Source organism: Pseudomonas sp. 10-1B (genome assembly GCF_000935045.1).
Lineage (GTDB): Bacteria > Pseudomonadota > Gammaproteobacteria > Pseudomonadales > Pseudomonadaceae > Aquipseudomonas.
On sequence record NZ_JYKS01000015.1, the window covers coordinates 381,821 to 402,616 of the forward strand.

The 20,796-nt window shown below is 63.6% G+C and carries 15 protein-coding genes; 7 read left to right on the forward strand and 8 right to left on the reverse strand.

Going from position 1 to position 20,796, the window contains the following annotated elements; translation table 11 throughout:
• The first annotated feature begins 177 nt into the window (after window positions 1–177).
• Window positions 178–2,787, forward strand: coding sequence for a bifunctional aconitate hydratase 2/2-methylisocitrate dehydratase (gene acnB, locus TZ03_RS11790; RefSeq protein WP_051097766.1), 2,610 nt, complete (start codon window positions 178–180; stop codon window positions 2,785–2,787).
• Between the two features lie 149 nt (window positions 2,788–2,936).
• Here the strand turns inward: acnB and prpD are convergent, their stop codons facing one another.
• The 6 genes from prpD to TZ03_RS11820 form a co-directional block, all read right to left on the reverse strand.
• Window positions 2,937–4,421, reverse strand: a complete 1,485-nt coding sequence (gene prpD / locus TZ03_RS11795) for a 2-methylcitrate dehydratase (protein WP_051097767.1) — start codon at window positions 4,419–4,421, stop codon at window positions 2,937–2,939.
• A gap of 172 nt (window positions 4,422–4,593) precedes the next feature.
• Window positions 4,594–5,787 carry a 2-methylaconitate cis-trans isomerase PrpF gene (gene prpF, locus TZ03_RS11800; protein WP_051097768.1) on the reverse strand — a complete coding sequence of 398 codons (1,194 nt, stop codon included), beginning with the start codon at window positions 5,785–5,787 and terminating at the stop codon, window positions 4,594–4,596.
• A gap of 164 nt (window positions 5,788–5,951) precedes the next feature.
• Window positions 5,952–8,540, reverse strand: a complete 2,589-nt coding sequence (gene acnD / locus TZ03_RS11805) for a Fe/S-dependent 2-methylisocitrate dehydratase AcnD (protein WP_051097769.1) — start codon at window positions 8,538–8,540, stop codon at window positions 5,952–5,954.
• 191 nt (window positions 8,541–8,731) lie between these two features.
• Window positions 8,732–9,859 carry a 2-methylcitrate synthase gene (prpC, locus tag TZ03_RS11810; protein ID WP_051097770.1) on the reverse strand — a complete coding sequence of 376 codons (1,128 nt, stop codon included), beginning with the start codon at window positions 9,857–9,859 and terminating at the stop codon, window positions 8,732–8,734.
• Window positions 9,860–10,076: 217 nt separating this feature from the next.
• Window positions 10,077–10,967, reverse strand: coding sequence for a methylisocitrate lyase (prpB, locus tag TZ03_RS11815; protein WP_016714743.1), 891 nt, complete (start codon window positions 10,965–10,967; stop codon window positions 10,077–10,079).
• Complete coding sequence (locus tag TZ03_RS11820) at window positions 10,964–11,680, reverse strand: GntR family transcriptional regulator (RefSeq protein ID WP_051097771.1); 717 nt, start codon at window positions 11,678–11,680, stop codon at window positions 10,964–10,966. The genes prpB and TZ03_RS11820 overlap by 4 nt, the downstream gene beginning before the upstream one ends.
• A gap of 322 nt (window positions 11,681–12,002) precedes the next feature.
• Here TZ03_RS11820 and TZ03_RS11825 point away from each other — a divergent pair, with 322 nt between their 5' ends.
• The 5 genes from TZ03_RS11825 (at window position 12,003) to TZ03_RS11845 (ending at window position 17,544) form a co-directional block, all read left to right on the forward strand.
• Complete coding sequence (locus TZ03_RS11825) at window positions 12,003–12,539, forward strand: ATP-dependent zinc protease (protein ID WP_051097772.1); 537 nt, start codon at window positions 12,003–12,005, stop codon at window positions 12,537–12,539.
• 5 nt (window positions 12,540–12,544) lie between these two features.
• The gene (locus TZ03_RS11830; RefSeq protein WP_051097773.1) at window positions 12,545–14,080 is read left to right on the forward strand and encodes an inactive transglutaminase family protein; all 1,536 of its coding nucleotides are present in this window, start codon (window positions 12,545–12,547) and stop codon (window positions 14,078–14,080) included.
• A complete protein-coding gene (locus TZ03_RS11835) occupies window positions 14,080–15,060 on the forward strand; it encodes an alpha-L-glutamate ligase-like protein (protein WP_051097774.1) in 981 nt (326 codons plus the stop codon). The genes TZ03_RS11830 and TZ03_RS11835 overlap by 1 nt, the downstream gene beginning before the upstream one ends.
• Window positions 15,061–15,271: 211 nt before the next feature.
• Window positions 15,272–16,615 carry an aminodeoxychorismate synthase component I gene (gene pabB, locus TZ03_RS11840; RefSeq protein WP_051097775.1) on the forward strand — a complete coding sequence of 448 codons (1,344 nt, stop codon included), beginning with the start codon at window positions 15,272–15,274 and terminating at the stop codon, window positions 16,613–16,615.
• 194 nt (window positions 16,616–16,809) lie between these two features.
• The gene (locus TZ03_RS11845; RefSeq protein ID WP_051097776.1) at window positions 16,810–17,544 is read left to right on the forward strand and encodes a phosphoadenylyl-sulfate reductase; all 735 of its coding nucleotides are present in this window, start codon (window positions 16,810–16,812) and stop codon (window positions 17,542–17,544) included.
• Between the two features lie 115 nt (window positions 17,545–17,659).
• Here the strand turns inward: TZ03_RS11845 and cysB are convergent, their stop codons facing one another.
• On the reverse strand, window positions 17,660–18,634 hold the full coding sequence (gene cysB / locus TZ03_RS11850) for an HTH-type transcriptional regulator CysB (RefSeq protein ID WP_051097777.1): 975 nt from the start codon (window positions 18,632–18,634) through the stop codon (window positions 17,660–17,662).
• 127 nt (window positions 18,635–18,761) lie between these two features.
• Window positions 18,762–19,259: a universal stress protein gene (locus tag TZ03_RS11855; RefSeq protein WP_051097778.1), complete on the reverse strand. Its 498-nt coding sequence runs from the start codon at window positions 19,257–19,259 to the stop codon at window positions 18,762–18,764.
• Between the two features lie 270 nt (window positions 19,260–19,529).
• On the opposite strand from TZ03_RS11855, the gene TZ03_RS11860 reads away from it, so the two are divergent.
• Window positions 19,530–20,606 carry a 3-deoxy-7-phosphoheptulonate synthase gene (locus TZ03_RS11860; protein ID WP_051097779.1) on the forward strand — a complete coding sequence of 359 codons (1,077 nt, stop codon included), beginning with the start codon at window positions 19,530–19,532 and terminating at the stop codon, window positions 20,604–20,606.
• Window positions 20,607–20,796: the final 190 nt, after the last annotated feature.

The following is a 20,796-nucleotide window of genomic DNA, read 5'->3' on the forward strand; positions in this document are numbered from 1 at the left end:
GTGCCAGCCCTCATCAGCTCCCCGTTCTGCTGGCGTAAAACTTTGAAAGCAGCTTCTGTAAGGATTCTTTGCGACCCTGGCTCGGCGGCCCACAAAGCCGTGGCAGCGCATGGGTGCATTGAATGCTGGATGAGCGTCCCGGACCCCCTTTAGGGACCACTGATGAGGGAAATAACTGTGCTTGAAGCCTACCGCAAACACATCGAAGAGCGTGCCGCCCTGGGTATCGTGCCCCAGCCGCTGAACGCCGAACAAACTGCAGGCCTGGTCGAGCTGCTGAAAAACCCGCCGGCCGGCGAAGAAGCCTTCCTCGTAGACCTGATCACCAACCGCGTACCGCCAGGGGTCGACGAAGCTGCCTACGTCAAGGCCGCTTTCCTCTCCGCCGTCGCCAAGGGCGAAGCCAAGTCGCCACTGATCGACCGCAAGCACGCCACCGAACTGCTGGGCACCATGCAGGGCGGCTACAACATCGAAACGCTGGTCGCACTGCTGGATGACGCCGAACTGGGCGCCGTCGCGGCCGAGCAGCTCAAGCACACCCTGCTGATGTTCGATGCCTTCCACGACGTGGCCGAAAAGGCCAAGGCCGGCAATGCTCACGCCAAGGCCGTGCTGGAGTCCTGGGCTGCCGGCGAGTGGTTCACTTCGCGTCCGGCCATCGCCGACAAGTACACCCTGACCGTGTTCAAGGTGCCTGGCGAAACCAACACCGACGACCTGTCCCCTGCCCCGGATGCCTGGTCGCGCCCTGACATCCCGCTGCACGCCCTGGCCATGCTGAAAATGGCCCGTGACGGCATCGAGCCGCAGCAGCCTGGCTCGGTCGGCCCGCTGGCGCAGATCGAAGCGGTCAAGGCCAAGGGCTTCCCGGTTGCCTACGTCGGCGACGTGGTCGGTACCGGTTCCTCGCGTAAATCCGCCACCAACTCGGTGCTGTGGTTCTTCGGCGACGACATCCCGTACGTGCCGAACAAGCGCGCCGGTGGCTTCTGCTTCGGCACCAAGATCGCCCCGATCTTCTACAACACCATGGAAGACGCCGGCGCCCTGCCGATCGAATTCGACTGCACCAACCTGGGCATGGGCGACGTCATCGACGTTTACCCGTTCAAAGGTGAAGTACGCCGTCACGACAGCGACGAGCTGGTCACCAGCTTCCAGCTGAAAACCGAAGTACTGCTGGATGAAGTCCGCGCTGGCGGCCGTATCCCGCTGATCGTCGGCCGTGGCCTGACCGAAAAAGCCCGCGCCGAGCTGGGCCAGGGCCCATCGGACCTGTTCAAGAAGCCAGAGCAGCCTGCCGACACTGGCAAGGGCTTCACCCTGGCGCAGAAGATGGTCGGCCGTGCCTGTGGCCTGCCAGAAGGCCAGGGCGTGCGCCCAGGTGCCTACTGCGAGCCGAAGATGACCACCGTCGGTTCCCAGGACACCACTGGGCCGATGACCCGCGACGAGCTGAAAGACCTGGCCTGCCTGGGCTTCTCCGCTGACCTGGTAATGCAGTCGTTCTGCCACACCGCGGCCTATCCGAAGCCGATCGACGTCAACACCCACCACACCCTGCCAGACTTCATCCGCACCCGTGGCGGCGTGTCGCTGCGCCCGGGCGACGGCATCATCCACAGCTGGCTGAACCGCATGCTGATGCCTGACACCGTCGGTACCGGTGGCGACTCGCACACCCGCTTCCCGATCGGCATCTCGTTCCCGGCCGGTTCCGGCCTGGTGGCCTTCGCCGCCGCCACCGGCGTCATGCCGCTGGACATGCCAGAGTCGATCCTGGTGCGCTTCAAGGGCAAACTGCAACCAGGCATCACCCTGCGTGACCTGGTCCATGCCATCCCTTACTACGCCATCCAGAAGGGCCTGCTGACCGTCGAGAAGAAAGGCAAGAAAAACGCCTTCTCCGGCCGCATCCTGGAAATCGAAGGCCTGGACGACCTGACCGTCGAGCAAGCCTTCGAGCTGTCCGACGCCTCGGCCGAGCGTTCCGCTGCCGGTTGCACCATCAAGCTGCCGGAAAAGGCCATCGCCGAGTACCTGCAGTCCAACATCACCCTGCTGCGCTGGATGATCGGCGAAGGCTACGGCGATGCCCGCACCCTGGAGCGCCGCGCCCAGGCCATGGAAGCCTGGCTGGCCAAGCCTGAGCTGCTGTCGGCCGACGCCGATGCCGAATACGCCGAGATCATCGAAATCGACCTGGCCGACGTGAAAGAGCCTGTGCTCTGCGCGCCGAACGACCCGGACGATGCCCGCCTGCTGTCCTCGGTACAGGGCGAGAAGATCGACGAAGTGTTCATCGGTTCGTGCATGACCAACATCGGTCACTTCCGCGCTGCCGGCAAGCTGCTGGACAAGGTCAAGGGCGGCATCCCGACCCGTCTGTGGCTGGCCCCGCCAACCAAGATGGACGCTCACCAGCTGACCGAAGAAGGCTACTACGGCATCTACGGCAAGGCCGGTGCGCGCATGGAAATGCCAGGCTGCTCGCTGTGCATGGGTAACCAGGCGCGTGTGCAGACCGGTTCGACCGTGGTCTCCACCTCGACCCGTAACTTCCCGAACCGTCTGGGCGATGCCACCAACGTGTACCTGGCATCGGCCGAGCTGGCTGCTGTCGCTTCGATCATCGGCAAGCTGCCGACTGTCGAAGAGTACATGCAGTACGCGAAAGACATCGACAGCATGGCTGCCGACGTTTACCGCTACCTGAGCTTCGACCAGATCGCCGAGTTCCGCGAAGCGGCGGCCAACGCCAAGATCCCGGTGGTTCAGGCGTAAGCTGAGCGGCAAGTTGTAAGCTGCAAGCTACAAGAAGAAGCCCTGGCAGAAATGCCGGGGCTTTTTTTGTCCTCTTCGCGGGCAAGCCCGCTCCTACATTGGCCTGTGTAGGAGCGGGTTTACCCGCGAAGAGGCCAGTACAAGAGAAATCAAATCACGAACAGGTCGACAAACCTGTGCACCGCCATCCCCTCCAGCCGCTGCTGGTCCTTGCACACATCCACAATCTCAGCACACCGCTGCCGCACAAAGCGCGTCGCCAGGTTGCCCCTGAACTTGGCCTCCAGCAACGGAATGCCCTCCCCGCGCCGCCGCCGATGGCCGATCGGGTACTCCACCACTACCTGCTCGGTACTGCTGCCATCCTTGAAAAACACCTGCAACGCGTTGGCAATCGAGCGCTTGTCCGGCTCCAGGTACTCACGGCTGAAGCGCGGGTCTTCCACCACCTCCATCTTCTCGCGCAGGCGATCGATGCTCGGGTGGTTGGCATGGAAGGTGTCCTCATAATGCTCAGCGATCAAATGCCCGAAGATCAGCGGCACCGCCACCATGTATTGCAAACAGTGGTCGCGGTCCGCTGCGTTGGCCAGCGCCCCACTCTTGGAAATGATGCGAATCGCCGACTCCTGGGTGGTGATGACGATGCGGTCGATTTCATGCAGACGGTTACGCACCAGTGGATGCAAGGTTACCGCCGCCTCGCAGGCGGTCTGGGCATGGAATTCGGCGGGGAAGCTCACCTTGAACAGCACGTTTTCCATCACATAGCTGCCCAACGCCTGTGGCACGCGCAATTCCTGCTGCCCGGCCGGCTTGAGCGCCAGGTCCTTGTTGGTGTGGCTGAACGATACGTCATAGAAGCCCCACTGCGGCGCGGTGAGCACACCCGGTACGCCCATCTCGCCGCGCAGGGCGATGTCCGCCAGGCGCACGCCACGGCTGGAGGCATCGCCGGCGGCCCAGGACTTGCGCGAACCGGCGTTGGGTGCATGACGGTAGGTACGCAGCGCCTGGCCATCGACGAAAGCGTGGGACAAGGCGCTTAGCATCTGCTCGCGGGTGGCGCCCATCAACCTGGCACACACCGCCGTGGAAGCCACCTTGACCAGGATCACGTGGTCGAGGCCGACGCGGTTGAACGAGTTCTCCAGCGCCAGCACCCCCTGAATCTCATGGGCCATGACCATGGCTTCGAGCACATCCCGCATCAGTAGCGGTTGTTCGCCTGCGGCCACGCATTTCTGCGACAGGTGATCGGCAACGGCCAGGATGCCGCCGAGGTTGTCCGAAGGGTGAGCCCACTCGGCGGCCAGCCAGGTGTCGTTGTAGTCCAGCCAGCGCACGGCGCAGCCGATGTCCCACGCTGCCTTGACCGGGTCAAGGCGGTAGGCGGTGCCAGGAACGCGCGCGCCATTGGGCACCACGGTACCTTCCACCAGGGGGCCGAGCAGTTTGGTGCATTCAGGGAAGCGCAAGGCCAGCAGGCCGCAGCCGAGGGTGTCCATCAGGCAGTTGCGCGCGGTGTCCAGGGCTTCGGCGGATTCGACCCGGTAGCCGAGGGCATAGTCAGCGAGGGTTTGCAGCACCCGGTCGTAGTCCGGGCGATCGTTGAGGTCCACGTTGGCGCTCATATCCAGCTCCCTTTCAGAATTGCCGGGGCTGCGCTGCAGCCCTTCGCGGGCTTGCCCGCTCCCACAGGTACACCACAGCGTTGAGAACCTGTGGTTACCCTGTGGGAGCGGGCAAGCCCGCGAAGGGCCGCAAAGCGGCCCCAACGAACGAAAGCCGAGCGCCAATAGTGCGTTAGAAGCTATCGCCAGGCACGCGAACCCAGCCCTCCATCAGCACGCGAGCACTGCGGCTCATGATTGCCTTGGTCACTGTCCACTGGCCATTCACCTGGCGCGCCTCGGCCCCGACCCGCAAGGTGCCCGAAGGGTGACCGAAACGTACGGCGCTGCGCTCGCCCCCACCTGCGGCGAGGTTGACCAGCGTGCCCGGAATGGCCGCCGCGGTACCGATCGCCACCGCGGCCGTACCCATCATAGCGTGGTGCAGTTTGCCCATCGACAACGCGCGTACCAGCAGGTCGATATCACCCGCCTGCACCGCCTTGCCACTGGACGCAGTGTAGGTGCTCGGCGGCGCGACGAACGCTACTTTCGGCGTGTGCTGACGCCCGGCAGCCTGGTCGACGTTGTCGATCAGCCCCATGCGCACGGCGCCATGGGCACGAATGGTCTCGAAACGCAGCAGCGCCTGCGGGTCGCCGTTGATGGCGTCCTGCAGTTCGGCACCGGTGTAACCGATATCCGCCGCATTGACGAAGATGGTCGGGATGCCAGCATTGATCAGGGTCGCCTTGAAGGTGCCGACACCCGGCACTTCCAGGTCATCGACCAGGTTGCCAGTGGGGAACATCGCACCACCACCATCGCCGTCTTCGTCGGCTGCCGGGTCGAGGAACTCCAGCTGCACCTCGGCAGCCGGGAAGGTCACCCCGTCCAGCTCGAAATCGCCGGTTTCCTGCACTTCACCTTCGGTGATCGGCACATGGGCGATGATGGTCTTGCCGATATTGGCTTGCCAGATACGCACGGTGGCGATGCCGTTGCGCGGAATGCGCGCAGCGTCGACCAAACCGCTGCTGATGGCGAACGAACCGACCGCAGCGGAGAGGTTGCCGCAGTTGCCGCTCCAGTCGACGAAAGCCTTGTCGATACTGACCTGGCCGAACAGGTAGTCGACATCATGCTCGGGCTTGATGCTTGGCGACAGGATCACGGTCTTGCTGGTGCTCGAAGTGGCGCCGCCCATGCCGTCGATCTGCTTGCCGTAGGGGTCGGGGCTGCCGATCACCCGCAGCAGCAGGGCATCGCGGGCAGGGCCTGGGACCTGCGCCTGCTCGGGCAGGTCTTGCAGGCGGAAGAATACGCCTTTGCTGGTGCCGCCACGGATGTAGGTGGCGGGGATTCTTACTTGCGGTACGTGAGCCATTGCTTTGCTGTCCTGTCTGATAGACATGAGACCCTCGGGGCTGCTTTGCAGCCCATCGCCGGCAAGCCAGCTCCCACAGGAACCGTGCTGCCTTCGGGATTGCGCAACTCCTGTGGGAGCTGGCTTGCCGGCGATGGGCCGCAACGCGGCCCCCGCTCTTATGGTTAGGCGGTCGCTTCGAGGAAGTCCTGGGCAAAGCGCTGCAGCACCCCGCCCGCCTCGTAGATCGACACTTCCTCGGCGGTGTCCAGGCGGCAGGTCACCGGTACTTCCAGGCGCTCGCCATTGGTCCGGGTGACCACCAGGGTCAGGGTCGCCCGCGGCGTACGCGCACCCAGCACGTCATAGGTCTCGCTGCCGTCCAGGCCCAAGGTCTTGCGGTCGGTGCCCGGTTTGAATTCCAGCGGCAGCACGCCCATGCCCACCAGGTTGGTGCGGTGAATACGCTCAAAGCCTTCGGCGACGATCGCCTCGACACCCGCCAGGCGCACGCCCTTGGCCGCCCAGTCACGGGACGAGCCCTGGCCATAGTCGGCACCGGCGACGATGATCAGCGGCTGCTTGCGCTGCATGTAGGTCTCGATCGCCTCCCACATGCGGGTGACCTTGCCTTCCGGCTCGATACGCGCCAGCGAGCCTTGCTTCACGCTGCCGTCTTCCTTGCGCACCATTTCGTTGAACAGCTTGGGGTTGGCGAAGGTCGCGCGCTGCGCGGTCAGGTGGTCGCCACGGTGGGTGGCGTAGGAGTTGAAGTCCTCTTCCGGCAGGCCCATCTTCGCCAGGTACTCACCGGCGGCGCTGTCGAGCATGATGGCGTTGGACGGCGACAGGTGGTCGGTGGTGATGTTGTCCGGCAGCACCGCCAGCGGGCGCATGCCACGCAGGGTGCGCTCGCCGGCCAGGGCCCCTTCCCAGTACGGCGGGCGACGAATGTAGGTGCTCATCGGGCGCCAGTCGTACAGCGGTGCCACCTTCGGTCCACGGTCTTCCTCGATGGCGAACATCGGGATGTACACCTTGCGGAACTGCTCCGGCTTGACCGCGGCACGCACCACGGCGTCGATCTCTTCATCGCTGGGCCAGATGTCCTTGAGGCGGATTTCCTTGCCGTCGACCACGCCCAGCACATCCTTCTCGATGTCGAAGCGGATGGTACCGGCGATGGCGTAGGCCACCACCAGCGGCGGCGAAGCGAGGAAGGCCTGCTTGGCATACGGGTGGATACGCCCGTCGAAGTTACGGTTGCCCGACAGCACGGCAGTGGCGTACAGGTCGCGGTCGATGATTTCTTGCTGGATCACCGGGTCCAGAGCGCCGGACATGCCGTTACAGGTGGTACAGGCGAAGGCGACGATGCCAAAGCCGAGTTGCTCCAGCTCCTTCTCCAGGCCGGCCTCTTCCAGGTACAGCTGCACGGCCTTGGAACCCGGCGCCAGCGACGACTTGACCCACGGTTTGCGGGCCAGGCCCAGCTTGTTGGCATTGCGCGCCAAGAGGCCGGCGGCAATCACGTTGCGCGGGTTGCTGGTGTTGGTGCAGCTGGTGATGGCAGCGATGATCACCGCGCCGTCGGGCATCTGCCCTGGCACTTGTTCCCAGTCGCCGGCAATGCCTTTGGCCGCCAGGTCGCTGGTGGCGACGCGGGCGTGCGGGTTGGACGGGCCGGCCATGTTACGCACCACGCTCGACAGGTCGAAGCTCAGGGCGCGCTCGTAGACGGCGCCACCCAGGCTGTCGGCCCACAGGCCGGTGGCCTTGGCGTAGGTTTCCACCAGCTTGACCTGCTGCTCTTCGCGGCCGGTCAGGCGCAGGTAGTCGATGGTCTGCTGGTCGATGGCGAACATCGCCGCAGTGGCGCCATATTCCGGGGCCATGTTGGAGATGGTGGCGCGGTCGCCCAGGGTCAGGGCGCGGGCGCCCTCGCCATGGAACTCCAGATAGGCGCCGACGACTTTCTGTTTACGCAGGAATTCGGTCAGGGCCAGCACCAGGTCGGTGGCGGTGATGTTCGGCGCCAGCTTGCCGGTCAGCTCGACGCCGACGATTTCCGGCAGACGCATCCACGAGGCACGGCCGAGCATCACGTTTTCGGCTTCCAGGCCGCCAACGCCAATGGCGATCACGCCCAGGGCATCGACGTGCGGGGTGTGGCTGTCGGTGCCGACGCAGGTGTCCGGGTAGGCCACGCCGCGGTCGTTGTGGATCACCGGCGACATCTTCTCCAGGTTGATCTGGTGCATGATGCCGTTGCCCGGCTGGATCACGTCGACGTTCTTGAACGCCTTCTTGGTCCAATTGATGAAGTGGAAACGGTCTTCGTTGCGACGGTCTTCGATGGCGCGGTTCTTCTCGAACGCCTGTGGGTCGAAGCCACCGCACTCGACGGCCAGCGAGTGGTCGACGATCAGTTGCACCGGCACCACCGGGTTGACCTGGGCCGGGTCACCGCCCTTGTCGGCGATGGCATCACGCAAGCCGGCGAGGTCGACCAGCGCGGTCTGGCCGAGGATGTCGTGGCACACCACGCGCGCCGGGAACCATGGGAAGTCGAGGTCGCGCTTGCGCTCGATCAGCTGGCCCAGGGAGGCGTCGAGCGTAGCCGGGTCGCAGCGGCGCACCAGGTTTTCGGCGAGCACGCGGGAGGTGTAAGGCAGGCCATCGTAGGCGCCGGGCTTGATCGCCTCGACCGCCGCGCGGGCATCGAAGTAGTCCAGGTCAGTGCCTGGCAGGTGCTTGCGGAATGCAGTGTTCATATCGTTATCAGGCTCGGTCACGGTACGGTCGTGGATAGCTTTTTCTTGCAGACCTGTGGGGGCTGTTCCGGCCTCATCGCCGGCAAGCCAGCTCCCACAGGTGTTGCACTGCCCTTGAGGTCTTTGCTGTACCTGTGGGAGCTGGCTTGCCGGCGATGAGGCCGGAACAGCCACCCCACAGGTTCAACTTGTCAGCGCTGCTCGATCGGCACGAACTGGCGCTGCTCGACGCCGACATACTCGGCGCTCGGGCGGATGATGCGGTTGTTGGCGCGCTGTTCGAAGACATGCGCCGCCCAGCCGGTCAGGCGCGAGCAGACGAAGATCGGGGTGAACAGCTTGGTCGGGATGCCCATGAAGTGGTACGCCGAGGCATGGTAGAAGTCGGCGTTGGGGAACAGGCGCTTCTGCTCCCACATGGTCTTGTCGATGGCTTCGGAGACCGGGTACAGCACCTTGTCGCCAACTTCGTCGGCCAACTGCTTCGACCAACCCTTGATCACCTCGTTGCGCGGGTCGGACTCTTTGTAGATGGCATGGCCAAAGCCCATGATCTTGTCCTTGCGCTCGAGCATGCGCAGCAGCTCGGCGGTGGCTTCCTGCGGGCTCTGGAAGCGCTCGATCAGCTCCATCGCCGCCTCGTTGGCACCGCCGTGCAGCGGGCCGCGCAGCGAGCCGATGGCGGCGGTGACGCAGGAGTACAGGTCGGACAGGGTCGAGGCACAGACCCGGGCGGTGAAGGTCGAGGCGTTGAACTCGTGCTCGGCGTAGAGGATCAGCGACACGTTCATCACCTTGACGTGCAGTTCGCTGGGCTTCTTGCCATGCAGCAGGTGCAGGAAGTGGCCGCCGAGGGTGTCTTCGTCGCTGCTGCAGTCGATGCGCACGCCATGGTGGGTGAAGCGGTACCAGTAGCACATCACTGCCGGGAACAGCGCCAGCAGGCGGTCGGTCTTCTCGCGCTGGGCTTCGAAGGTCAGTTCGGGCTCCAAGGTACCCAGCACCGAGCAACCGGTACGCATCACGTCCATCGGGTGTGCGTCGCGCGGGATGCGCTCGAGCACTTCCTTCAGCGCCTGAGGCAGGTCACGCAGGCCCTTGAGCTTGCGCTTGTAGTCGTCCAGCTCGGCCTGGGTTGGCAGTTCGCCGTACAGCAGCAGGTAGGCGACTTCTTCGAATTCGGCTCCGGCGGCCAGGTCGCGGACGTCGTAACCACGATAGGTCAGCCCGGCACCGGCCTGGCCCACGGTCGACAGTGCGGTCTGCCCGGCCACCTGGCCGCGCAGGCCTGCGCCACTGAGTACTTTTGCTTCGGCCATGGTGTTTCTCCTTTCTTGAATTTGTTATGGAAAGCTTGCTGGCTAATCGGGTTTGCCTGTGCCGGCCTCTTCGCGGGCAAGCCCGCTCCTACAGAGGTAGTGGTGTTTCCATTGGCCAGTCATGGCAGGCAACAACAAGGTTCAGATGCTGCACTGAACCTGTGGGAGCGGGCGTGCCCGCGAAGAGGCCACTCGCTCCCGCACAAGACTTGAACCTTCAGCCCTTCTTCTGGGCAAACAACGCGTCGAGGCTCTGCTCGAAGGCGTGGTACCCGATGGCATCGTAAAGCTCCATGCGGGTCTGCATGGTGTCGATCACGTTCTTCTGCGTGCCGTCACGGCGCAGCGCGGTGTACACGTTCTCGGCCGCCTTGTTCATGGCGCGGAACGCCGACAGCGGGTACAGCACCAGCGACACATCGACCGAGGCCAGCTCTTCGGTGGTGTACAGCGGCGTGGCGCCGAACTCGGTGATGTTGGCCAGGATCGGTGCCTTCACCCGGTCGGCGAAGGTCTTGTACATCTGCAGTTCGGTGATGGCCTCCGGGAAGATCATGTCGGCGCCAGCTTCGATGCACGCTTCGGCACGGTCCAGGGCAGCGTTCAGGCCTTCCACGGCCAGGGCGTCGGTACGCGCCATGATCACGAAGCTGTCATCGGTACGGGCATCGACGGCAGCCTTGATGCGGTCGACCATTTCCTGCTGGCTGACGATTTCCTTGTTCGGCCGGTGGCCGCAGCGCTTGGCGCCGACCTGGTCCTCGATATGGATGGCAGCAGCGCCGAACTTGCTCATCGAGCGCACGGTACGGGCGACGTTGAAGGCCGAGGCGCCGAAACCGGTGTCGACATCCACCAGCAGCGGCAGGTCGCAGACGTCGGTGATGCGGCGCACGTCGGTGAGCACATCGTCCAGGCCACTGATACCCAGGTCCGGCAGGCCCAGGGAGCCAGCGGCCACGCCACCACCGGACAGGTAGATGGCCTTGAAGCCGGCGCGCTTGGCCAGCAGGGCATGGTTGGCATTGATGGTACCAACCACCTGCAGCGGATGTTCAGCGGCAACGGCGTCGCGGAAACGCTGACCGGGGGTGCTCTTCACAGTCATTTCTCACCTCGTGGGCTGTTGTTGTGGGCGTCCAGGTAATGACGCTCGATATTGCGCTTGGACGCGCCGATGTGGCGGCGCATCAGGAGTTCGGCCAGCTCGCCGTCACGGTCGGCGATGGCATCGAGAATGCGGTGGTGCTCGGCAAAGGCCTGGCGTGGCCGGTTGGGTGTGGCGGAAAACTGGATGCGGTACATGCGCACCAGCTGGTACAGCTCGCCGCAGAGCATCTTGACCAGGGTCTGGTTGCCACTGCCCTGGATGATCCGGTAATGGAAGTCGTAGTCGCCTTCCTGCTGGTAGTAGCCCAGGCCGGCCTGGAACGCGGCATCTCGTTCGTGGGTGTCGAGCACCCGGCGCAGCTCGTCGATGTCGGCCTGGCTCATGCGTTCGGCGGCCAGGCGGCAAGCCATGCCTTCCAGCGACTCGCGAATCTCGTACAGCTCGATCAGCTCAGCGTGGTTGAGCGACACCACCCGCGCCCCTACATGCGGCACGCGCACCAGCAAGCGCTGGCCTTCGAGGCGATGGATGGCCTCGCGCAGCGGCCCGCGGCTGATGCCATAGGTGCGCGCCAGCTCTGGCTCGGAAATCTTGCTGCCTGGGGCGATATCGCCTTTGACGATAGCCGCCTGTATGCGCCGAAAAACGTTTTCGGACAAGGTTTCCGTTTCGTCTGCCAGCACCGGGCTGGGGGTGGATAGGCCGTGCATATTGTCGACACCTTGAAAATCTCTTAGCCAGAAATTAGCTAATTCGACCGCATCAGTCAAAGACAAAATGAATATTGTCGACAATCGTCTAAGAACGAACTAACCCCGGCCCGCCGATGTCAGATCGCGCACCGCTGGCGTCAAGACGTCGGCGTGATAGAATGCCGCGCCTCCGTCGGAGTGTGGATAGCCTATCTGCCATCCCGTCATGTTGTTGACAGATGAACGAGGAAGCTTGCGCAGTACTGTAGTTGCCAGTCGCCTTGCCCTGAAGATAGCCCTGAAGATTGCCCCGAACCTTGCACAGCACCGCGCCAGGAATATGAGACTTACACCCGTTTTATTGCTGCTATGCCTCACCCTGCTGCCGGCCCTTGGCCAGGCTGCGGGCAAGACCGTGTACGGTCTCAATGAATATGCACGGCTGGGCGACCTGGACCTGGAAGTGGCCGCCAAGCTCGACACCGGCGCCAAGACCGCGTCGCTCAGCGCCCGCGACATCAAGCGCTTCAAGCGCAACGGCGAAAGCTGGGTGCGCTTCTACCTGGCCATCGATGCCGCCCATTCGCACCCGATCGAGCGCCCGCTGGCACGCGTGAGCAAGATCAAGCGCCGGGCCGGCGACTATGATGCTGAATCAGGCAAGGCCTATACGGCACGCCCGGTCATCGAACTCGAAATTTGCATGGGCCAGGCCGTGCGCACCATCGAAGTCAACCTCACCGACCGCAGCGCCTTCCAGTTCCCGCTGCTGATCGGCTCCGAGGCGCTCAAGCACTTCGACGCGCTGGTCGATCCAAGCCTTAAATACGCGGCCGGCAAACCTGCCTGTGCCACCGACGCTCCCAAAGCAGAGTAATCCCGATGCGCTCTCTTACCCTCCATCTGAAAGTCCTGATCACCGTGCTGGTGCTGTTGGGCGTGGCGGTCACGGCTTATCAGATCTTCGTGCTCGGCATCCCGGTGACCGAGGATGAAACCGACGACCTGTGGAACATCGACGCCAAGGTCGAGTTCGTGGCCAGTACCAAGGACCCGGTCAAGGTGCAGATGTTCGTGCCACCGTTGAGCCGCGACTACGTCAGCCTCAACGAGAGCTTCATCTCCAACAACTACGGGGTGAGCGTCAACCGTGCCGACGGCAACCGCAAGGTCACCTGGTCGGCCCGCCGCGCCAGTGGCAACCAGACCCTCTACTACCGCCTGGTGCTGACCAAGCGCTACAGCAACGAGAAGACCACGGACAAAGGCCCGACCTTCCGTGACAGCCTGGCAGTGGAAGGCCCCGAGAAGATCGCCGCCGAGGCCCTGATGGCGCCGATCCGCCAGCACTCGGCCGACGTCGAGACCTTCGTCAGCGAGACCATCAAGCGGGTCAACAACCTCAACGACGACAACGTCAAGCTGCTGCTGGCCGGCGACACCTCGGCCATGAAGAAGGCCCAGGTCATCGACCTGCTGCTGTCGATCGCCCACGTGCCGATGGAAAAGGTGCACACCATCCGCCTGGTTGCCGACACCCCGCAAACCCCGGAACTGTGGCTGCGCAGCTTCAACGGCACCGAATGGCTGTATTTCAACCCGGACACTGGCGAACAGGGCCTGCCCAGCGACCGCCTGCTGTGGTGGACCGGTGACGACAACCTGATCACCATCGATGGCGGCAAGAAGGCCAACGTCACGTTCAGCATGAACAACAGCGAGATGAACGCCATCCGCCTGGCCAAGCTGACCGACGAGAACACCGACGCCGACTTCCTCGAGTACTCGCTGTACGGCCTGCCCCTGCAGACCCAGCAAACCTTCATGATCATGGTGATGATCCCGATCGGCGTGCTGGTGATCCTGGTACTGCGCAACCTGGTCGGCCTGCAGACCCTGGGTACCTTCACCCCGGTGCTGATCGCCCTGGCGTTCCGCGAGACCCAGCTGGGCTTCGGTATCGTGCTGTTCACGGTGATCACCGCCCTGGGCCTGTCGCTGCGCTCGTACCTGGAGCACCTGAAGCTGCAGATGCTGCCGCGCCTGTCGGTGGTGCTGACCTTCGTCGTGGTGCTGATCGCCGCCATCAGCTTGTTCAGCCACAAGCTGGGCCTTGAGCGCGGGCTGTCGGTGGCTCTGTTCCCGATGGTGATCCTGACCATGACCATCGAACGCCTGTCGATCACCTGGGAAGAGCGTGGTGGCGGCCATGCCATGAAAGTGGCCATCGGCACCCTGTTCGCGGCCTCGGTGGCGCACCTGCTGATGATGGTGCCGGAGCTGGTGTACTTCGTGTTCACCTTCCCGGCGGTGCTGCTGGTCCTGGTGGGCTTCATGCTGGCGATGGGCCGCTACCGCGGCTACCGCCTGACCGAGCTCGTGCGTTTCAAGGCATTCCTGAAGAAGGCTGACGCCTGATGTTTGGCCTGATCAAGACGTGGAAAGCCCTGGAGGCCCGGGGCATCATGGGTATCAACCGGCGCAACGCGGACTACGTGTTGAAGTACAACAAGCGCCACCTGTACCCGATCGTCGACGACAAGATCATCACCAAGGAGCGCGCCCTGGCGGCCGGCATCCATGTGCCGGAAATGTACGGCATCATCGAGACCGAGAAAGAGATCGAGAAGCTCGACAAGATCATCGGCGGGCGCAACGACTTCGTCATCAAGCCAGCGCAGGGTGCCGGCGGTGACGGCATCCTGGTGATTGCCGACCGCTTCGAGGACCGCTATCGCACGGTGTCGGGCAAGATCATCAGCCATGAGGAAATCGAGCACCAGGTCTCGAGCATCCTCACCGGCCTGTACTCGCTGGGCGGCCACCGCGACCGCGCCCTGATCGAGTACCGGGTCACCCCCGACCAGATCTTCAAGAGCATCAGCTACGAAGGCGTGCCGGACATCCGCATCATCGTGCTGATGGGCTACCCGGTGATGGCCATGCTGCGCCTGCCGACCCGCCAATCCGGTGGCAAGGCCAACCTGCACCAAGGTGCCATCGGCGTGGGGGTCGACCTGGCCACCGGCGTGACCCTTCGCGGCACCTGGCTGAACAACATCATCAGCAAGCACCCGGACACCACCAACGCGGTGGATGGCGTGCAACTGCCGAACTGGGACGGCTTCATGAAGCTGGCCGCCGGCTGCTACGAACTGTGTGGCCTGGGGTACATCGGCGTCGACATGGTGCTGGACCAGGAAAGAGGCCCGCTGATTCTGGAACTCAACGCCCGCCCGGGCCTGAACATCCAGATTGCCAACGACTGCGGGCTGACCCAGCGCACCCACGCCATCGAGGCGCACATTGAAGCGCTGGCCAAGGATGGCGTTACCGAAGACGCCGAACAGCGGGTGCGGGTAGCACAAGGGTTGTTCGGGCACGTGCATCCGGGCTGACATCGCCGGGGCCGCTTTGCGGCCCAATCGCGACGCAAGGCCGCTCCCACAGGGTTACGCAATCTCCTGTGGGAGCGGCCTTGCGTCGCGATTGGGCTGCAAAGCAGCCCCAGATGCCAAACACAATATTGAATGTCGCGCCCAGTGCTAGGCGCTTTTCCTACACAGGTCTACAATCGCCCTCCTCGCTTTTACATCGCCGTCCACACTGATGCCGACCTGTACGCTCCACCCCCTGCCCTACCAGCCCGACCCTGCCGCCTATTTCGCCCGCCTGCGTCAGGCCCCTGGCGCGATCCTGCTCGACAGCGCCCGCCCCGGTGCCGAACGTGGCCGCTTCGACCTGCTCAGCGCCTGGCCGCTGCAACAATTGCAAGCGCAGCCCGATGAAGATGGCCGCGCCTTCCTCCAGCGCCTGCGCACCAGCCTGGCACAACTGGGCCACGCACAACTGCCCGAAGGCAGCGCACTGCCCTTCGCCGGCGGCCTGATCGGCTACCTGAGCTACGATTTCGGCCGCCGCCTGGAACACCTGCCCAGCCTGGCAGTGGACGACCTCGGCCTGCCAGACGCGCAACTGGGCCTGTATGCCTGGGCGTTGGCCACCGACCACCAGTGCGCGACCAGCCAGTTGGTGTTCCACCCGCACCTGACAGGCAGCGAGCGCGAACGCCTGATCAACCTGTTCGAAACTGTCGACACTTCGAGCACTGGCGATTTCCACTTGCTCGCAACCATGCAAGGCGACCTGCAGCCAGACCAGTACAAGGCAGCGTTCGACCAGGTCCAACGCTACATCCAGGCGGGCGACTGCTACCAGATCAACCTCACCCAGCGCTTTCGCGCCCCCTGCCAGGGTGACCCGTGGCACGCTTACCAGGCACTGCGCAAGGCCTGCCCCACGCCGTTTTCCGGCTACCAGCAACTGGCCGACGGCAGCGCCTTGCTGAGCTTTTCGCCCGAGCGCTTCATCCGCCTCAGCCAGGGCCTGGTGGAAACCCGACCGATCAAAGGCACCCGCCCGCGCGCCAGCGACCCGGGTGAAGACGCGCGCAATGCCGAGGAGCTGCGCCACAGCCCCAAGGACCGCTCGGAAAACCTGATGATCGTCGACCTGCTGCGCAACGACCTGGGGCGCACCTGCCAGATCGGCTCGGTGAAGGTGCCGGAGCTGTTCAGCCTGGAAAGCTACCCCAACGTGCATCACCTGGTCAGCAGCATCACCGGCCGCCTGGCCCGCGACAAGGACGCCCTGGACCTGATCGGCGACAGCTTCCCCGGCGGCTCGATCACCGGCGCGCCGAAAATCCGCGCCATGCAGATCATCGACGAACTGGAGCCGGCACGCCGGGCGCTGTACTGCGGTTCACTACTGTATGTGGACGTGCGCGGCGAGATGGACAGCTCCATCGCCATTCGCAGCCTGCTGGTCAAGGACGGGCAGGTCAGCTGCTGGGGCGGTGGCGCGGTGGTGGCTGATTCCGAATGGCAGGCCGAGTATGAAGAGTCGATTGCCAAGGTGCGGGTGCTGATGCAGACACTGCAGGGCTTGTGATCCGTGGTGGATTCTTCGCGGGCGCGCCCGCTCCCACAGGGTATGCGCAACCGTGCAGATGTGCGCTGTACCTGTGGGAGCGGGCGTGCCCGCGAACCAGGCGCCGCCGATATCAACCCGTCTAGCCCGCGATTTTTTGTTACCATCACTCCATTACGAGCGCACAGCGCCACAGCCAAGATGGAAACCGCCTGATGAGCCAACCCTTCGACGTCGCCGCCCTGGCCACGACCTATGCCAACAAGTCCCCACAGGACATCCTCAAGCTCGCCTTCGAGCATTTCGGTGATGACCTGTGGATCTCCTTCAGCGGCGCCGAGGACGTGGTGCTGGTCGACATGGCCTGGAAGCTGAACAAGCAGGTCAAGGTCTTCAGCCTCGACACCGGCCGCCTGCACCCGGAGACTTACCGGTTCATCGACCAGGTCCGCGAGCAGTACAACCTGCCGATCGAAATCCTCAGCCCCGACCGCGCCAAGCTCGACCCGTTCGTCAAGGAAAAGGGCCTGTTCAGCTTCTACAAGGACGGCCACGGCGAATGCTGCGGCATCCGCAAGATCGAGCCGCTGCGCCGCAAGCTGGCCAGCGTGAGCGCCTGGGCCACTGGCCAGCGCCGCGACCAGAGCCCAGGCACCCGCAGCCAAGTGGCGGCACTGGAGGTCGACAGCGCCTTCTCCACCCCCGAGCGCACCCTGTACAAATTCAACCCGCTGGCGCAGATGACCAGCGAGGAAGTGTGGGGTTATATCCGCATGCTGGAGCTGCCCTACAACAGCCTGCACGAGCGCGGCTTCATCAGCATCGGCTGCGAGCCCTGCACCCGCCCGGTACTGCCGAACCAGCATGAGCGCGAAGGGCGTTGGTGGTGGGAAGAGTCGACGCAGAAGGAATGCGGGTTGCACGCGGGCAACCTGATCAGCAAGGCTTGATGTAGGAGCGGGTTTACCCGCGAAGAGGGCGACGCGGTGTAGGCACCGGCTTCGCCGGTGTTCGCGGCTAAAGCCGCTCCCACAGGGGGCGCGAAGCGCCCCCTGCAATACTGAATCAGTGCACCGGCAGCTCGACACCTTCAAACAATTCTTCGAGCTCCTGCTTGTTATGGCACTGAATCGCCTTGGCCATCACTTCACGGGTCAGGTGAGGGGCGAACTTCTCGATGAAGTCGCACATGAAGCCACGCAGGAAGGTGCCACGGCGGAAACCGATCTTGGTGATGCTGGCTTCGAACAACTCGCTGGCATCCAGGGCCACCAGGTCACTGTCGAGCTTGCTGTCCACCGCCATCTTGGCGACGATACCCACGCCCAGCCCCAGGCGCACATAAGTCTTGATCACGTCGGCGTCAGCCGCGGTGAACACCACTTTCGGCGTCAGGCCACGGTGGTTGAAAGCCTCGTCCAGCTTCGAACGCCCGGTGAAACCGAACACGTAGGTGACGATCGGGTACTCGGCGACCGCTTCCAGGGTCAACTTCGGCAGCTTGGTCAGCGGGTGACCTTGCGGCACCACCACGCAGCGGTTCCACTTGTAGCACGGCATCATGATCAGGTCGCCGAACAGCTCCAGCGCCTCGGTGGCGATGGCGAAGTCGACCGTACCATCCGCGGCCATCTCGGCAATCTGCATGGGCGAACCCTGATGCATGTGCAGCGACACTTCCGGGTACTGCTTGATGAAGCTGCTGATCACCGGCGGCAAGGCGTAGCGTGCCTGGGTGTGGGTGGTAGCGATGGACAGCGTGCCCTTCTTCTCGTTGGAGAACTCCTGGGCAATCTGCTTGATGCTTTCGACCTTGCGCAGGATTTCGCCCGCGGTATTGATGATGCGCTCACCGGCCGGGGTGACGCGGGTCAGGTGCTTGCCGCTACGGGCGAAGACTTCAACACCCAGTTCATCCTCGAGCAGACGGATCTGCTTGCTGATACCCGGCTGGGAGGTATACAGGCTCTGCGCCGTCGCGGAGACGTTGAGGTCATGGTGCGCCACTTCCCAGATGTAGCGCAGTTGTTGAAGCTTCATAGGTTCCCCTCGGTTCAGCGATGAGTCAGCGGCAGCAAGCAGCGACGATATATAACTATATTAGTGGTTCTGGAAATAAATCTAGAACTATTTTGTTACATGCCCCGGAAGCGGCCTATGGCTATCTTCATGCTTTCCTACGCCCCAAATGCTGCGCCAAGGGCACCATGTAAACCGGCACCGGCGATAGCTGCAGCAGCCTTACCGCCGTTCGCCCCAGCGGCACATCCACGCCGGCACCGGCGCTGTGGCTGCCGAAAATCAGCAGGTCGACACTCAGCCGCTGCGCCTGGTCGAGGATGACCTGCGCCGGGTCGCCCTGCCGCACCCGCACGGCCTTGATCACCGCCAGGTCGGCCTCCTCACCCAGTTCGTCGCGAAAGTTTTCCAGCACGCGCTGTTCGATATTGGCCATCACCGTATTCACTCCCTGGCTGTGCAGCTGGTCGAGCGTCTGTTCGTCGAGGTAGCTTTGCAGGAGGGATTCGGCGAACTGGCCCATGGGCTCTACCGCGTGGATCACATACAACTCGGCGCTGAAAGTACGTGCCAGGGCCAGCGCGTGTTGCATGACAAAAGGGGCGTAGACACCGAGGTCGGTGGCGTACAACATGGAGTGGATCATTCGACCTCCTCGACTGCCGCTGCGGCAGAGCAAGCTTCAGCTTAGCAGCGCGCCGCACGCGCGCTTTGCCGTCCGGCGCGCTGCCAGCGCGGGCTGCAAAGCGCTGGGTAGCTCGCCTGTATCTGGGAAAAACCCCACGTGCACGGGGCCCGCCCCATTGTCGCGCCACCTGTAACGCGCTAAGGTTCGGCTCCCCGCTGCGATTATTCTTGCTGCTGGGCCGCACGGGGATAGTTGGCGGCCGGCACCCGTGACCTGACGAGTAACACGATGGCTGATTTACCGATCGATGACTTGAACGTTGCCTCCAACGAGACCCTGATCACCCCCGATCAGCTCAAGAAGGAAATCCCCCTCAGCGCCAAGGCCCTGCAGACCGTGACTGCCGGCCGTGAAGTAGTGCGCAATATTCTCGACGGCAAGGACCATCGCTTGTTCGTCGTGGTCGGCCCTTGCTCGATCCACGACATCAAGGCTGCCCACGAATACGCCGAGCGCCTGAAAGTGCTGGCCGAGGAAGTGTCCGACACGCTTTACCTGGTCATGCGCGTGTACTTCGAAAAACCGCGCACCACCGTCGGCTGGAAAGGCCTTATCAACGACCCGTACCTGGATGACTCCTTCAAGATCCAGGACGGCCTGCACATCGGCCGCAAGCTGCTGCTGGACCTGGCCGAAATGGGCCTGCCGACCGCCACCGAAGCGCTCGACCCGATTTCCCCGCAGTACCTGCAGGACCTGATCAGCTGGTCGGCCATCGGCGCCCGCACCACCGAATCGCAGACCCACCGCGAAATGGCTTCGGGCCTGTCCTCGGCAGTCGGCTTCAAGAACGGCACCGACGGCGGCCTGACCGTCGCCATCAACGCCCTGCAGTCGGTATCCAAGCCGCACCGTTTCCTCGGTATCAACCAGGAAGGCGGCGTGTCGATCGTCACCACCAAAGGCAACGCCTACGGCCACGTGGTACTGCGCGGCGGCAACGGCAAGCCGAACTACGATTCGGTCAGCGTCGCCCTGTGCGAGCAGGACCTGGCCAAGGCCAAGATCAAGGCCAACATCATGGTCGACTGCAGCCACGCCAACTCCAACAAGGACCCGGCCCTGCAACCACTGGTGATGGAGAACGTCGCCAACCAGATCCTCGAAGGCAACCAGTCGATCATCGGCCTGATGGTCGAGAGCCACCTGAACTGGGGCTGCCAGTCGATTCCGAAGGACTTGAACGAGCTGCAATATGGCGTATCGGTCACCGATGCCTGCATCGACTGGTCGGCTACCGAGAAGACCCTGCGCAGCATGCGGGCCAAGCTGAAGGATGTGCTGCCGCAGCGTAAGCGCGGCTGATGTAAAAAGCGGGGCCGCTTCGCGCCCCATCGCCGGCTAGCCGGCTCCCACATTTCACGCATTTCGCCGTACGTGTGGGAGCCGGCTAGCCGGCGATGGGGCGCGAAGCGGCCCCGCTTTTTATTTACAGAATCAAACCTTGCTCGAATGCCGCTGCTGACGCTCCATGTAGCGCTCCACATACGAGCAG